Here is a 12,309-nt window from a genome sequence, read left to right as displayed (position 1 = left end):
GCGCACCGCACGGGCCGCCCGCGCGCCGCGGACGGCCTGTGCGGCGGCTTCACGCCAAAAAATCAGCCCTGCTTGACCTGCTCGATGGCGACGGCCAGCAATTCCTCCATCGTGCGGCGGATCTGATGGTCCGACTGCTCGACGCCGGCCGCGTCGAAATCCCTGCGCACCTTGCGGAACACGTCCTCGTCGCCGGCCTCCTCGAAGTCGGCATTGACGACTTCCACGGCATAGGCGTCGGCGTCGGAACCGGTCTTGCCGAGTTTCTCGGCCGCCCACAGACCCAGCAGTTTGTTGCGACGCGCCATCGCCTTGAATTTCAGTTCTTCGTCATGGACGAATTTCTTTTCGAACGCGTCCTCGCGATCTTTCATGCTGGCCATTTACGGTCCTCCGGTCGGGGGATTGAATCTCGGTTCTCCATAGGGCGACTGGCCCGTGAAATCAAAGGCTTTCGCCCCGATCAACCGCCAAACCGCGTACCGGTGCGCCGTGAAACCGGTTGATCCGCGCCATTTGCCGATTGAGTAGAAGGGGCAGTTGCGCTAGAGCACGCGGACGATAAACCGACAAGGCGGCCGGTTGGCTGCATCCCGACCGGTTCGCGCTTATCCATTCAAGGACCCGAGCCATTTCCATGAATCGTCGCCGCCGCATTTATGAAGGCAAGGCAAAGATCCTTTATGAAGGACCGGAGCCGGGCACGCTCGTCCAGTTCTTCAAGGACGACGCCACCGCCTTCAACAAGAAGAAACACGACATTGTTGACGGCAAAGGCGTTCTCAACAATCGCATTTCCGAACACATCTTCACCCATCTGAACCGGATCGGCATCCCGACCCATTTCATCCGGCGTCTCAACATGCGCGAGCAGTTGATCAAGGAAGTGGAGATCATCCCGCTCGAGATCGTGGTGCGCAACATCGCCGCCGGTTCGCTGGCCAAGCGTCTCGGCCTCGAGGAGGGCACGGTGCTGCCGCGCTCGATCATCGAGTTCTACTACAAGGCCGACGCGCTCGACGACCCGATGGTCTCGGAAGAGCACGTCACCGCGTTCGGCTGGGCCAGTCCGCAGGAAATCGACGACATCATGGCGCTGGCGATCCGCGTCAACGACTTCCTATCGGGTCTATTTCTGGGAGTCGGAATCCAGCTCGTCGACTTCAAGATGGAATGCGGCCGGCTGTGGGAGGGCGACATGATGCGTGTCATCGTCGCCGACGAGATTTCGCCCGATTCGTGCCGGCTGTGGGACATCGGCACCCAGGAGAAGCTCGACAAGGACCGGTTCCGCCGCGACATGGGCGGCCTTGTCGAGGCCTATCAGGAGGTCGCCCGCCGGCTCGGCATCATGAACGAGAACGAGACGGTGCGCCCGAGCGGCCCGACTTTGGTCAAGCACTGACAGACATTTCCGCCGTCGTGGTCGCATGACCGCGCCGGCGGGCACCGGAGACAGATCGACGATGATAAAGGCCCGCGTCACCGTAACGCTCAAGAACGGTGTGCTCGACCCGCAAGGCAAGGCCATCGAAGGAGCGCTCGGCACGCTCGGTTTCGCTGATGTCGGCCATGTGCGCCAGGGCAAGGTGTTCGATCTCGAGCTGAACAGCGCCGACAAGGCGAAGGCCGAGGCCGATCTCAAGGCGATGTGCGAAAAGCTGCTGGCCAACACCGTGATCGAGAACTACGCGGTGGAAATCGCGTGATGGGCTCGGCGCTGTGGCTCGACAAGGATATGCGCCAGGCCGCGCCGCCCCCGGCGCTATTGCCCGGCGCCGCGGAGAAAGAACGATGAAATCCGCCGTCGTCCTGCTTCCAGGCCTCAACCGCGACCGCGACATGATCGCGGCCCTGACCAAGATCGGCGGCACGCCGCCCGCAACCGTGTGGCAGACCGACACCGACATTCCCGATGTCGACCTGATCGTCATTCCGGGCGGGTTTTCTTATGGCGACTATCTGCGCTGCGGCGCGATCGCGGCCCGCATGCCGGTCATGCGTGCGGTCGCCGAAAAGGCCGAACAGGGCGTGCGCGTCATCGGCGTGTGCAACGGGTTCCAGATCCTGCTCGAGGCCGGCCTGCTTCCCGGCGCGCTGATGCGCAATGCCTCGCTCCGCTTCGTTTGCCGCGAGGTCAGGCTCGAGGTCACGAACGCCGACACCGTTTTCACGCGCGGCTACCAACCCGGCCAGATCATCCGCTGTCCCGTCGCCCATCACGACGGCAATTATTTCGCCGATGCCGAAACGCTGGCGCGCCTGGAAGGCGAAGGCCGCGTCGCGTTCCGCTATGCCGAAGGCACCAATCCCAACGGCTCGCTGAACGACATCGCCGGCATCGTCAACCAGGCCGGCAACGTGCTCGGCCTGATGCCGCATCCCGAAAACCTGATCGAGGCCGCTCATGGCGGCACCGACGGCCGCGCCCTGTTCGAACGCGCGCTGCGGCGCGAGGCTGCCTGAAGCCGGCAAGCGACGGCGCGCAAACCGGAGACCGGAACGATACCGACCATGACCCCGCAAGCCAGCCCGACGAACCGCCTCATGGGCGGAGCGCCCGGCTGCGGCGGCGTTATGGCGCGCCTTGCGGTGCTGTTCGCCGGGTTGGTTCTGATCGCCATCGCGCTGATGGCCGGTGCGCAGGGCGCACGGGCGCAGGCGCGCGATGCCACGCAGGTCTATTTCGTGCGCGGTTTCATGGGCATCTTCTCCACCGGTCTCGATGCGCTGGAAGCCAGCCTCGATGCGCGCGGCATCAATGCCGAGACCTACAGTCACCTGAGCGGCCCGGCCATGCGCGACGACATCGTGCGCAGCCGCAAGGAGGCCCCCGGCCTGCCGGTCATCCTGGTCGGCCACTCCTTTGGCGGCAACGCCGTTCTCCAACTCGCCGCGCTGCTGGCGCAGGACGGCATCAAGGTCGATCTCGTCATCACCGTCGACCCGACCCGCGACGGACCGATCTCGCCCGACGTGCGCCGCTACATCAACTATTACCTGTCGGCAAACGCCATCGGTTCCGAACTCGACACCGACGGCGTGGCCGCACGCGTCGTCAATATCGACATTCGCGACCGGACCGATATCGCCGGCCTGACGGCGGGACACTGGACCATGACGGCCAACCGGAAGATCCAGGCCGAGATCCTGCGCGCCGTCCTGCGGGTCGCGCGTCAGCCGGCCGCAACGCCGCGCTCCCGGCTCAAGACCCCGCGACGCGATGCCCAGCCTGGAGGCGCGGGCGCGCTCGGCCGATAGCCTTGCCGATCTCCCGCTTATATTCGTGAAAGTCGACCTCGATGGCGTGGCGGCGGCTGCGCACGAAGCGTCGCCGGTCGCGGGCGTTCTCCTCGCGGATGTGGCCGGCGAGATCGGCAGGCGGGCTCCAGCGACCGGCGATCTTTTCGGCGACCAGTTCGGCCTGGCGGTCGGCCAGCGCCCAGATGCAGCCGATCGGCTGGATCAGGCCGACGAAATAGAGAGCGTCGACATCCTGCGGCAGGATTTTCAGATAAAGCGGTAGCTCGAGCGCGTCCGCCCAGTCGCAAAACCCGTCCTCGAAGAACGGAAAGTCGATCCGGTAGCCGGTCGCATGAACAATGGCGTCGAACCGCGCCGCGCTGCCGTCGGCAAAGCGCACGGTCTGCCCCTGCGCGCCGGTCACGTCCGGTCGCGGCTTCACCCGGCCATGGCGGAACTGCTCGAGAATGTCGCTATTGAGCGTGGGATGCATGCCGACCGGCGAAGCCTGCGGTTCGGCCAGACCGTATTTGCGATAGGGACCGACGGTAAGGCGCAGGCCGAGCGAAACGAACAGCCGCCGCACAAAGGCCGGCAGGCGCTGCAACTTGGCATATTGCGTGTCCACCGGCCGGCCGAACATCAGCTTCGGAATGATGTATTGCGGGCTGCGCATGCTCAGGCTGACATGGTCGGCCACACGTCCCAGCGCGGCGGCGATGTCGCAGGCAGAGTTTCCGCCACCCACCACCAGCACCCGCTTGCCCCGATAGGCGTCCGTGGTACGAAACGCGGCCGAATGAATGCGGTGTCCGTTAAACCCTTCGGTGTTCTGCGGCAGCGCCGCCGCGCGGTGATGCCCCGAACACACGATCAGATGGTCGGCGGTATCGCGGAACGGGCCGGCCTCGTTTTCGCCTTCGATCACCCAGCCCCCATCCACGCCGCGCCGCGCTCGCGTCACCCGCGAGCCGAAGCGTATATGACGGTCCAGGCCGAAACGGTCGGCGTAGGCGCGCATATAGGCAAGCACCTGGCGATGAGAGGGAAAGTCGGGATAGGCCTCGGGCATCGGAAAATCGCGGAACTGCGACAGATGCTTGGACGAGATCGTGTGCGCGGCGTCATAGACGCTGGCGCGCTGCGGATCGGCGCTGTAGGCCCACAGACCGCCCGGCTCGCGCTGCGCTTCATGGCATATGATGTCGGTGACGCCGGCCTGAACCAGATTCTTGACCGTCGTCAGGCCACAGGGCCCGGCACCGATGACGCAGACCACGCTATGAGCCATCGCCCACACGTCCCCTTTCAACCAAAGCTCTTAACCCGGTGAGGCGGGACGCTGTCAAGATGATGCTCCAAGCCGGGCCGCATCCGCTTTCACGGCCGGCGGCTTTGGTGCATGGTCGCCGGCACAAGCAGCCGGATTCGGGGGTGTCGCAGCACCCGCTCTTCGACAATTTGGGATTGAGACGCCATGAGACAGGACCGTGCGGATCGAGCAAGCCAGGCCGCGCTATCCGCGCTGCGCCTGAGCGCCCTTGGCCTGGCGCTTGCCGCTGCCGCCTGCCAGGCGGGGCCGGCGGGTCCCGGTTCGCTGTCGACGCCCGGCAAGTCGGCCGCCCTCAGGACGATGGAACATATCGCCGCGGCCGTGCAGGCCTGCTGGTTCGCCAGCCGCGACCCGGCCTTCAAGCCCTATCGCATGGCCGACGAGTTGAACTCCTTTTCCGGGCGCCCGCGCATCCTGCTGGTGCCGGCGCGCAACCCCGAGGCGCGTCCGTTGCTGGTCGTCCAGGCCGAAGGCGACCCGGCCAAGGTCGACGCTTTCGGGCCGTTGATGGACGACAAGCTCGGCAACCGCGCCGCCGCCGATCTGCGCCGCTGGACGGCCGGTTCCAAAGCCTGCGCCTGACGTGCGGAACGGCTCGGAAAGGCCGCATGCACTAACCGGCGCGACGCATGGCTACACGCGCCCGAACGACGAAGCTCAGTTCCAGAAGTAGCGGTCGGCTTCGCGCCGGGCTTCCTGTTCGCTCAGCCCGATATCGCGCAATTGCTCCGGGGTAAGCTCGCGCAGTGCGCGGCGACTGCGCTGGCGCTCGGCCAGCCGATCGAGACGCAACCACACCGACACCAGGCGGACGGTGATACGCCGGACGTAATCCGCACGGTAACGCCGAACCGCGCCGATCCAATGCAGACTATCCACTTTAATTGTATCAATTGCACCCTTCATTGGTGCCTCCTCAGGGTTTGCTGTCAAAGCCTCCCGAGGCGCTTTTCTGAATTGACTCAATCTGGATGACAATATTAATATTGATACCATGACAAATTGGCTCCCCGAGCTCGATCACGGTGCGGCGCCGCTTTATGTGCGCCTGGCCGACCGGATCGAGAACGACATCGCCTCCGGCGCCCTGCCCGCCGGAGCCAAGCTGCCGCCGCAACGCAATCTCGCCTTCGACATCGGCGTCACCGTCGGCACGGTCGGCCGGGCCTACGCGCTGGTGCGCGAACGCGGGTTGGTTTCCGGCGAGGTCGGCCGCGGCACCTTCGTGCTTGGCCGGTCTGCCGAGACGGGCGCCCCCGCCGCGATCAGCGAATTTTTCGGCGGCACCCGCGCGCTTCCGGCACCGGGCATGACCCGCATGGATTCGACCGCGGCCCCCGATATCGGCCAAGACCGCGCCATCGGCGAACTGGTCGCGCGGCTGGGACGGGAGCGTTTTGCCGAAAATCTCGACTATGTGCGCGCGCCCTGCCCGGCCTGGCTGGAAGCGGGAAGCCGCTGGCTCGCCCATGCCGGCTGGCGCCCGGCCGAAGACACGATCGTGCCCGCGCTCGGCGGGCACGCGGGCATCCTTGCCGTGATCGCCTCGGTGACGGCGCCGGGCGACCGGATCGTCTTCGAGCACCTGACCTATTCCTCGATCGCGCGCAGCGCCAACCTGATCGGCCGCCGCCCCGTGGCGATCCCGGCCGATGCCGACGGACCGGTTCCGGAAGAGTTCGAACGGCTCTGCGCCCAACAGCATCCCAAGCTCGCCTTCTTGATGTCGGCGTTGCAGAATCCGACCCTGTCGACCTTGAGCGAGGCGCGCAAACGCGCCATCGTCGACATCGCCCGCAAGCACAATGTCTGGCTGATCGAGGACGCGATCTACGGCGCACTGCTGGAAAATCCGCCGACCCCGCTGGTCACGCTGGCGCCGGAGCGGACGTTTCACATCGGTTCGCTGTCGAAGACGGTCGCCGCCGGCATTCGCGGCGGCTGGGTCGCCTGCCCGCCGCATTTCGCCCCGCGCGTCCAGATGGCCTACAAGATGCTGACCGGGGGCAAGCCCTATCTGCTCGCCGAACTCGCCGCACAGCTGGTGTTGTCGGGCGAGGCCGACGCGATCCGCGCGCGCGTGCGCACAGAAATCGAGGCCCGCGAAAGGCTGGCCCGCTCGATCCTGGACGGCTTCGACTTCATTTCCCATCCGCGCGCGCCGTTTTTGTGGCTGAAACTGCCCGAGCCGTGGCATTCGGGAACCTTCAAGAAGGCGGCGGCCAATGACGGCGTGCTGATCGACGACGAGGACGAATACAAGCCCGCCCGCACCGACACGGTTCATCACCGTGTCCGGGTCGGCTTTTCGGTTCCCCCCAGCCGTGAGGCGGTCGGTGCCGGTTTCCGGATCCTGCGCCAACTCCTGGAAGGCGGCGTGGCCGGTTACGACAGTTTCGGCTGAACCGTGGAAGGCCCGGCCCGCCGGGCGGATTTTTCGCTTTTTGCTGTGTCATGCCCGACGCGCTTGCGCTAAGGGAGCCTGACCAAACGGCTTTGCGAAACACGTTTCATGACCATCCCCAACACCATCCCCATCACGCCCGAGCTCGTGGCCGCCCACGGCCTCAAACCGGACGAATATCAGCGCATCCTCGATCTAATCGGCCGCGAACCGAGCTTCACCGAGCTCGGCATCTTCTCGGCGATGTGGAACGAGCATTGCTCGTACAAATCCTCCAAAAAATGGCTGCGCACCCTGCCGACCGACGGACCGCGCGTCATCCAGGGACCGGGCGAGAACGCCGGCGTGGTCGACATCGGCGACGGCGACTGCGTCGTCTTCAAGATGGAGAGCCACAACCATCCCTCCTATATCGAGCCCTACCAGGGGGCGGCGACCGGGGTCGGCGGCATTCTGCGCGATGTCTTCACCATGGGCGCGCGCCCGGTGGCGGCGATGAACGCGCTGCGCTTCGGCGCTCCCGACCATCCCAAGACGCGCCATCTGGTCGCCGGCGTGGTGGCCGGCGTCGGCGGCTACGGCAATTCCTTCGGCGTGCCCACGGTCGGCGGCGAGGTCGAGTTCGACGCCCGCTACAACGGCAATTGCCTGGTCAACGCCTTCGCCGCCGGCTTGGCCAGATCGGACGCGATTTTCTACTCCAAGGCCGAGGGCGTCGGTCTGCCGGTGGTCTATCTCGGCGCCAAGACCGGCCGCGACGGTGTCGGCGGCGCCACCATGGCCTCAGCCGAGTTCGACGACGCGATCGAGGAAAAGCGCCCCACGGTCCAGGTCGGCGATCCGTTCACCGAAAAATGCCTGTTGGAAGCCTGCCTGGAGCTGATGGCCTCCGGCGCGGTCATCGCCATCCAGGACATGGGCGCGGCCGGGCTGACCTGTTCGGCCGTCGAGATGGGCGCCAAGGGCGATCTCGGCATCCGGCTCGATCTCGACCGCGTGCCCGTGCGCGAGGACGCCATGTCGGCCTACGAGATGATGCTTTCGGAAAGCCAGGAGCGCATGCTCATGGTGCTGAGGCCGGAAAAGGAAGAAGAGGCCGAGGCGATCTTCCGCAAATGGGGGCTCGATTTCGCGATCGTCGGCACCACCACCGACGATCTGCGCTTCCGCGTCCTGCACCAGGGCGAGGAGGTCGCCGACCTGCCGATCAAGGAACTCGGCGACGAGGCGCCCGAATATGACCGGCCGTGGACGGCGCCCGCCGCGCCGAAGCCGCTGCCGGCGGATGCGGTGCCAGACGCCGACGTCGCCGAGGCGCTGCTGGCCCTGCTGGCCTCGCCCGACCAGTCGAGCCGGCGCTGGGTGTGGGAGCAATACGACACGCTGATCCAGGGCAATTCGCTGCAACTGCCGGGCGGCGACGCCGGCGTGGTGCGCGTCGAAGGCAGCGCGTACAAGGCGCTTGCCTTTTCCTGCGATGTCACGCCGCGCTATTGCGAGGCCGACCCGTTCGAAGGCGGCAAGCAGGCGGTAGCCGAATGCTGGCGCAACCTGACCGCCGTCGGCGCCGAGCCGCTGGCGGCGACCGACAATCTGAATTTCGGCAATCCCGAGCGTCCCGACATCATGGGCCAGTTCGTGCGCGCCGTTCAGGGCGTCGGCGAGGCCTGCCGCGAGCTGGCTTTTCCGATCGTCTCGGGCAATGTCTCGCTTTACAACGAGACCAACGGCCAGGCGATCCTGCCAACGCCGACGATCGGCGGCGTCGGCCTGATCCGCGACTGGCGGAAAATGGCCCGCATCGCCTTTGCCGGCGAAGGCGACACCATCGTACTGATCGGCGCGCCGGAAAAATGGGGCACGCATCTCGGCCAGTCGGTTTTCCTGCGCGACGTCTGCGGCCGCGTCGACGGCCCGCCGCCGCCGGTCGACCTTGCCCACGAAAGGCGGGTCGGCGCCTTCGTGCGCGGCCTGATCGCCGACGGGCTCGCCACGGCGGTGCACGACCTCTCAGACGGCGGCCTGGCGCTCGGATTGGCGGAGATGGCGATCGCGTCGGGCATCGGCGCGCGCATCGATCTTCCCGACGGCATCGCCGTCCTGCCCGCTCTGTTCGGCGAGGACCAGGGCCGTTATCTGATGACGATACCGGCCGCCGAGACCGAGCGTTTCTTTGTCGAGCGCATCGCCAAGGCGCAGGTTTCCGGGGTCGCCATCGGCGTGACCGGCGGCGATGAATTGAAACTGGGCGGCACGCGTGCCATATCCGTACAGCAATTGAAGACAGCCCACGAATCGTGGTTCCCACGTTTCATGAACGGTGCCGACTGAGGATCTTGCCATGGCCATGGATGCGAACGAAATCCGACGCATGATCCTGGAGGCGATCCCCGACGCCGAGGTGACGATCCGCGATCTGGCCGGCGACGGCGATCACTACGCGGCCGAGGTGGTGGCGGAGAGTTTCCGCGGCAGAAGCCGGGTTCAGCAGCACCAGATGGTCTACGAGGCGCTGAAGGGCAAGATGGGCGGCGTTTTGCATGCGCTCGCCCTGCAGACCAGCGCCCCGGACTGAGCACACCGGCGCAAGCGCTCCTGACGGCAGTGCGATTGCGAAGGACGGTTTTGTGCAATAGATAGGGCAAAGCAAGTGATTTCGCCGGGCCTTGAACCCGGGTGAGAAAGGACAAGCAATGACCGCCATCAACGAATTCATCAGCAACGAAGTGAAGGCCAACGACGTCGTCGTGTTCATGAAGGGCACGCCGGGTTTTCCCCAGTGCGGCTTTTCCGGCCAGGTCGTGCAGATCCTCGACTATCTCGGCGTCGACTATAAGGGCGTCAACGTGCTGACCTCCGACGAGCTGCGCCAGGGGATCAAGGAATTCTCCAACTGGCCGACGATCCCGCAGCTCTACGTCAAGGGCGAATTCGTCGGCGGCTGCGACATCATCCGCGAAATGTTCCAGGCCGGCGAGCTTCAGTCCTTCTTCGGCGAAAAAGGCGTCGCGGTGAAGGGCGCCGCCTGACCCCATCGTCCAGTGATGGCCGTCCGGACCCGCCGGACGGTCGCCCCAGCCATGTTTCATGCGCCGGCCTTCCGGCGCATTTTCATTTCCGCCTCTCGACAGGACCAAAGGTCATGGACCAGCAAACGAGCAAAGAGCCGGGCTACGCGCTCGCCATCCCGCGCTGGGAATTCATCGCCATGGCCGCCGCCCTGATGGCGATCAACGCGCTGGCCATCGACATCATGCTGCCGGGCCTGCAACAGATCGGCGCCAGTCTCGGCGTGGCCGACGAGAATGCGCGCCAATATGTGATCACCGCCTACATTACCGGTTTCGGGCTCACGCAACTCGTCTTCGGTCCCGTCTCCGATCGCTTCGGCCGCCGCGTGCCGTTGCTGGTCGGACTTGTGATCTATGTCGCGGCGGGTTTTGCCTGCGCCTTCACGCCGAATTTTTCCGTGCTTCTGCTTTTGCGTTTCATCCAGGGCCTGGGCGCGGCGGCCACGCGCGTCATCGCTGTCTCGATCGTGCGCGATTCCTTCGGCGGGCGCGCGATGGCGGAGGTCATGTCGCTGGTTTTCATGGTCTTCATGATCGTGCCGGTTCTGGCCCCCGGCGCCGGTCAACTGATCATGCTGTTCTCGGAATGGCGGGCGATCTTTCTGCTGATGGCGCTGATGGCGCTGATCATCACGGCATGGATCTGGCTTCGGCTGCCCGAAACCCTCAAGCCGCAATATCGGCGCCCCTTCACCGCCAGTTCGATCATCGAGGGTTTCCGCATCGTCGTCACCAACCGGCTTTCGGTCTGCTATTCGATCGCCGTGACCGGGATTCTGGGGGCACTGTTCGGCTTCATCAATTCCGCCCAGCAGATCTATGTCGGCCTCTACGATGTCGGCGCGATGTTTCCGGTCTATTTCGCGGTCGTGGCCGGGTTGATGGCGGTCTCGTCCTTCATGAACTCGCGCCTCGTCGGCCGCTTCGGCATGCGCCGTCTCGCCCATGGCGCGCTGCTCGGCTTCCTCGCCGCGACCGGCCTCGCCTTCGGGCTGTCGCTGATCGGCCCGCTGCCGTTCTGGCTGTTTTTGCTGCTGTTCGCCGCGGCCATGGTCCAGTTTTCGTGGATCATGTCGAATTTCAACGCATTGGCGCTGGAAGAGCTCGGGCATGTCGCCGGGACCGCATCGTCCACGCAAGGCTTCGTGCAGACGCTCGGCGGCGGCCTCGCCGGCGCGGCGATCGGTCAGGCCTTCGACGGCACGGTGACGCCGCTTTCGGGCGGTTATTTCTTCGCCGCCCTTTTGGCGCTAATCATGGTGCTGATCGCCGAGCGCGGCCGGCTGTTCCGCACCCTCAACCCGCCTGTGTAAGCGCCAGGCCGGGTTCTGGGTCGGCCGGCTGCCGAACAATATCCAGTCCGGCGAAGTCGAACAGGCTGCGGTCGAGAAGATGCGACGGGCGCACATGGGTGAGCGCGCGGATCATCGTATCCTTGCGCCCGGGCATGCGCCGTTCGATATCGTCCAGCATCGTCTTCATCGCGTTGCGCTGCAGCCCGTCCTGGCTGCCGCACAGATCGCAGGGAATGATGGGAAAAGCCATCGCTTCGGCGAAGCGGGCCAGGTCGGCCTCCGCGCAATAGCTGAGCGGCCGCAGGACGAACAGGTCGCCCTCGTCGTTGACGAGCTTGGGCGGCATCGCCGCCAGCCGGCCGCCATGGAAGAAGTTCATCAAGAACGTTTCCAAAATATCCTCGCGATGGTGCCCGAGCACCAGCGCCTGGCAGCCTTCCTCGCGCGCGATCCGATAGAGATGGCCGCGCCGCAGGCGCGAGCACAAGGAACAATAGGTGCTGTTTTCACCGATCTTGTCGGTAACGACGGAATAGGTGTCCTGATATTCGATGCGATGGGCGACGCCGATCGAGGCCAGATAGTCCGGCAGGACGTGTTTGGGAAAATTCGGCTGGCCCTGATCGAGATTGCAGGCCAGGAGTTCGACCGGCAGCAGGCCGCGCCATTTCAGATCGAGCAGCAGCGCCAACAGCCCGTAGGAATCCTTGCCGCCCGACAGGGCGACCAGCCAACGTTCGCCGGCACGCGCCATGGCGAAATCCTCGATCGCCTGGCGCATGTGCCGCAACAACCGCTTGCGCAGCTTATTGAACTCGACCGAGGACGGCGCCTCGTGAAACAACGGGTGGCAGCCTTCGCCGCCGGCGTCGGGCATGTGCGCGCTCACACTCATCGGCCGCTCCAAATCCCTCTCCCGCTCGTTTGCATGCGGTTTTGACTATCCGACCCGCCGCCCAAAGA

Annotated in this window: 14 protein-coding genes; 10 read left to right on the top strand and 4 right to left on the bottom strand. The window is 65.4% G+C overall.

Going from position 1 to position 12,309, the window contains the following annotated elements; translation table 11 throughout:
- Window positions 1-62 precede the first annotated feature (62 nt).
- A complete protein-coding gene (locus tag C7T96_RS00915) occupies window positions 63-383 on the bottom strand; it encodes a DUF1476 domain-containing protein (protein WP_106569300.1) in 321 nt (106 codons plus the stop codon).
- Between the two features lie 254 nt (window positions 384-637).
- Between C7T96_RS00915 and purC the strand changes: the two genes are divergently transcribed.
- The 4 genes from purC (at window position 638) to C7T96_RS00895 (ending at window position 3,261) form a co-directional block, all read left to right on the top strand.
- Window positions 638-1,405, top strand: a complete 768-nt coding sequence (purC, locus tag C7T96_RS00910; protein WP_106569299.1) for a phosphoribosylaminoimidazolesuccinocarboxamide synthase — start codon at window positions 638-640, stop codon at window positions 1,403-1,405.
- A gap of 61 nt (window positions 1,406-1,466) precedes the next feature.
- Window positions 1,467-1,709, top strand: a complete 243-nt coding sequence (gene purS, locus C7T96_RS00905) for a phosphoribosylformylglycinamidine synthase subunit PurS (protein WP_106569298.1) — start codon at window positions 1,467-1,469, stop codon at window positions 1,707-1,709.
- A gap of 85 nt (window positions 1,710-1,794) precedes the next feature.
- A complete protein-coding gene (gene purQ, locus C7T96_RS00900) occupies window positions 1,795-2,466 on the top strand; it encodes a phosphoribosylformylglycinamidine synthase subunit PurQ (protein WP_106569297.1) in 672 nt (223 codons plus the stop codon).
- Window positions 2,467-2,514: 48 nt separating this feature from the next.
- Complete coding sequence (locus C7T96_RS00895) at window positions 2,515-3,261, top strand: hypothetical protein (RefSeq protein ID WP_146149121.1); 747 nt, start codon at window positions 2,515-2,517, stop codon at window positions 3,259-3,261.
- Here the strand turns inward: C7T96_RS00895 and C7T96_RS00890 are convergent.
- Window positions 3,206-4,534, bottom strand: a complete 1,329-nt coding sequence (locus C7T96_RS00890) for an NAD(P)-binding domain-containing protein (RefSeq protein ID WP_106569295.1) — start codon at window positions 4,532-4,534, stop codon at window positions 3,206-3,208. The genes C7T96_RS00895 and C7T96_RS00890 overlap by 56 nt on opposite strands.
- 186 nt (window positions 4,535-4,720) lie before the next feature.
- Here C7T96_RS00890 and C7T96_RS00885 point away from each other — a divergent pair, with 186 nt between their 5' ends.
- Window positions 4,721-5,158, top strand: a complete 438-nt coding sequence (locus tag C7T96_RS00885; protein WP_106569294.1) for a hypothetical protein — start codon at window positions 4,721-4,723, stop codon at window positions 5,156-5,158.
- A gap of 75 nt (window positions 5,159-5,233) precedes the next feature.
- On the opposite strand, the gene C7T96_RS00880 is transcribed toward C7T96_RS00885, so the two are convergent.
- Entirely contained in the window at window positions 5,234-5,482 is a 249-nt protein-coding gene (locus C7T96_RS00880) for a DUF1127 domain-containing protein (RefSeq protein WP_106569293.1), read from the bottom strand.
- 88 nt (window positions 5,483-5,570) lie between these two features.
- Here C7T96_RS00880 and C7T96_RS00875 point away from each other — a divergent pair, with 88 nt between their 5' ends.
- The 5 genes from C7T96_RS00875 to C7T96_RS00855 all read left to right on the top strand — a co-directional run bounded on the left by C7T96_RS00875 (window position 5,571) and on the right by C7T96_RS00855 (window position 11,364).
- The gene (locus C7T96_RS00875) at window positions 5,571-6,980 is read left to right on the top strand and encodes a PLP-dependent aminotransferase family protein (RefSeq protein ID WP_106569292.1); all 1,410 of its coding nucleotides are present in this window, start codon (window positions 5,571-5,573) and stop codon (window positions 6,978-6,980) included.
- A gap of 108 nt (window positions 6,981-7,088) precedes the next feature.
- Window positions 7,089-9,311: a phosphoribosylformylglycinamidine synthase subunit PurL gene (gene purL, locus C7T96_RS00870; RefSeq protein ID WP_106569291.1), complete on the top strand. Its 2,223-nt coding sequence runs from the start codon at window positions 7,089-7,091 to the stop codon at window positions 9,309-9,311.
- A gap of 10 nt (window positions 9,312-9,321) precedes the next feature.
- Window positions 9,322-9,555 carry a BolA family transcriptional regulator gene (locus C7T96_RS00865; RefSeq protein ID WP_106569290.1) on the top strand — a complete coding sequence of 78 codons (234 nt, stop codon included), beginning with the start codon at window positions 9,322-9,324 and terminating at the stop codon, window positions 9,553-9,555.
- Window positions 9,556-9,673: 118 nt separating this feature from the next.
- Window positions 9,674-10,009: a Grx4 family monothiol glutaredoxin gene (gene grxD / locus C7T96_RS00860; RefSeq protein ID WP_106569289.1), complete on the top strand. Its 336-nt coding sequence runs from the start codon at window positions 9,674-9,676 to the stop codon at window positions 10,007-10,009.
- A 113-nt stretch (window positions 10,010-10,122) separates the two neighbouring features.
- Window positions 10,123-11,364 carry a multidrug effflux MFS transporter gene (locus C7T96_RS00855; protein ID WP_106569288.1) on the top strand — a complete coding sequence of 414 codons (1,242 nt, stop codon included), beginning with the start codon at window positions 10,123-10,125 and terminating at the stop codon, window positions 11,362-11,364.
- Here C7T96_RS00855 and ttcA read toward each other — a convergent pair.
- Window positions 11,348-12,241, bottom strand: coding sequence for a tRNA 2-thiocytidine(32) synthetase TtcA (ttcA, locus tag C7T96_RS00850; protein WP_106569287.1), 894 nt, complete (start codon window positions 12,239-12,241; stop codon window positions 11,348-11,350). The genes C7T96_RS00855 and ttcA overlap by 17 nt on opposite strands.
- Window positions 12,242-12,309 lie beyond the last annotated feature (68 nt).

The organism is Nitratireductor sp. StC3, assembly GCF_003015025.1.
In the GTDB taxonomy this organism is placed as follows: domain Bacteria; phylum Pseudomonadota; class Alphaproteobacteria; order Rhizobiales; family Rhizobiaceae; genus Mangrovimarina; species Mangrovimarina alexandrii.
Note: the sequence above shows the minus strand (reverse complement) of the source record. Positions and strands in the feature narration are given on the sequence as shown.

Coding starts and splice junctions, on each gene's coding strand:
- C7T96_RS00915 (WP_106569300.1), bottom strand. CDS start 383: ATGGCCAGCATGAAAGATCGCGAGGACGCGTTCGAAAAGAAATTCGTC.
- purC (WP_106569299.1), top strand. CDS start 638: ATGAATCGTCGCCGCCGCATTTATGAAGGCAAGGCAAAGATCCTTTAT.
- purS (WP_106569298.1), top strand. CDS start 1,467: ATGATAAAGGCCCGCGTCACCGTAACGCTCAAGAACGGTGTGCTCGAC.
- purQ (WP_106569297.1), top strand. CDS start 1,795: ATGAAATCCGCCGTCGTCCTGCTTCCAGGCCTCAACCGCGACCGCGAC.
- C7T96_RS00895 (WP_146149121.1), top strand. CDS start 2,515: ATGACCCCGCAAGCCAGCCCGACGAACCGCCTCATGGGCGGAGCGCCC.
- C7T96_RS00890 (WP_106569295.1), bottom strand. CDS start 4,534: ATGGCTCATAGCGTGGTCTGCGTCATCGGTGCCGGGCCCTGTGGCCTG.
- C7T96_RS00885 (WP_106569294.1), top strand. CDS start 4,721: ATGAGACAGGACCGTGCGGATCGAGCAAGCCAGGCCGCGCTATCCGCG.
- C7T96_RS00880 (WP_106569293.1), bottom strand. CDS start 5,482: ATGAAGGGTGCAATTGATACAATTAAAGTGGATAGTCTGCATTGGATC.
- C7T96_RS00875 (WP_106569292.1), top strand. CDS start 5,571: ATGACAAATTGGCTCCCCGAGCTCGATCACGGTGCGGCGCCGCTTTAT.
- purL (WP_106569291.1), top strand. CDS start 7,089: ATGACCATCCCCAACACCATCCCCATCACGCCCGAGCTCGTGGCCGCC.
- C7T96_RS00865 (WP_106569290.1), top strand. CDS start 9,322: ATGGCCATGGATGCGAACGAAATCCGACGCATGATCCTGGAGGCGATC.
- grxD (WP_106569289.1), top strand. CDS start 9,674: ATGACCGCCATCAACGAATTCATCAGCAACGAAGTGAAGGCCAACGAC.
- C7T96_RS00855 (WP_106569288.1), top strand. CDS start 10,123: ATGGACCAGCAAACGAGCAAAGAGCCGGGCTACGCGCTCGCCATCCCG.
- ttcA (WP_106569287.1), bottom strand. CDS start 12,241: ATGAGTGTGAGCGCGCACATGCCCGACGCCGGCGGCGAAGGCTGCCAC.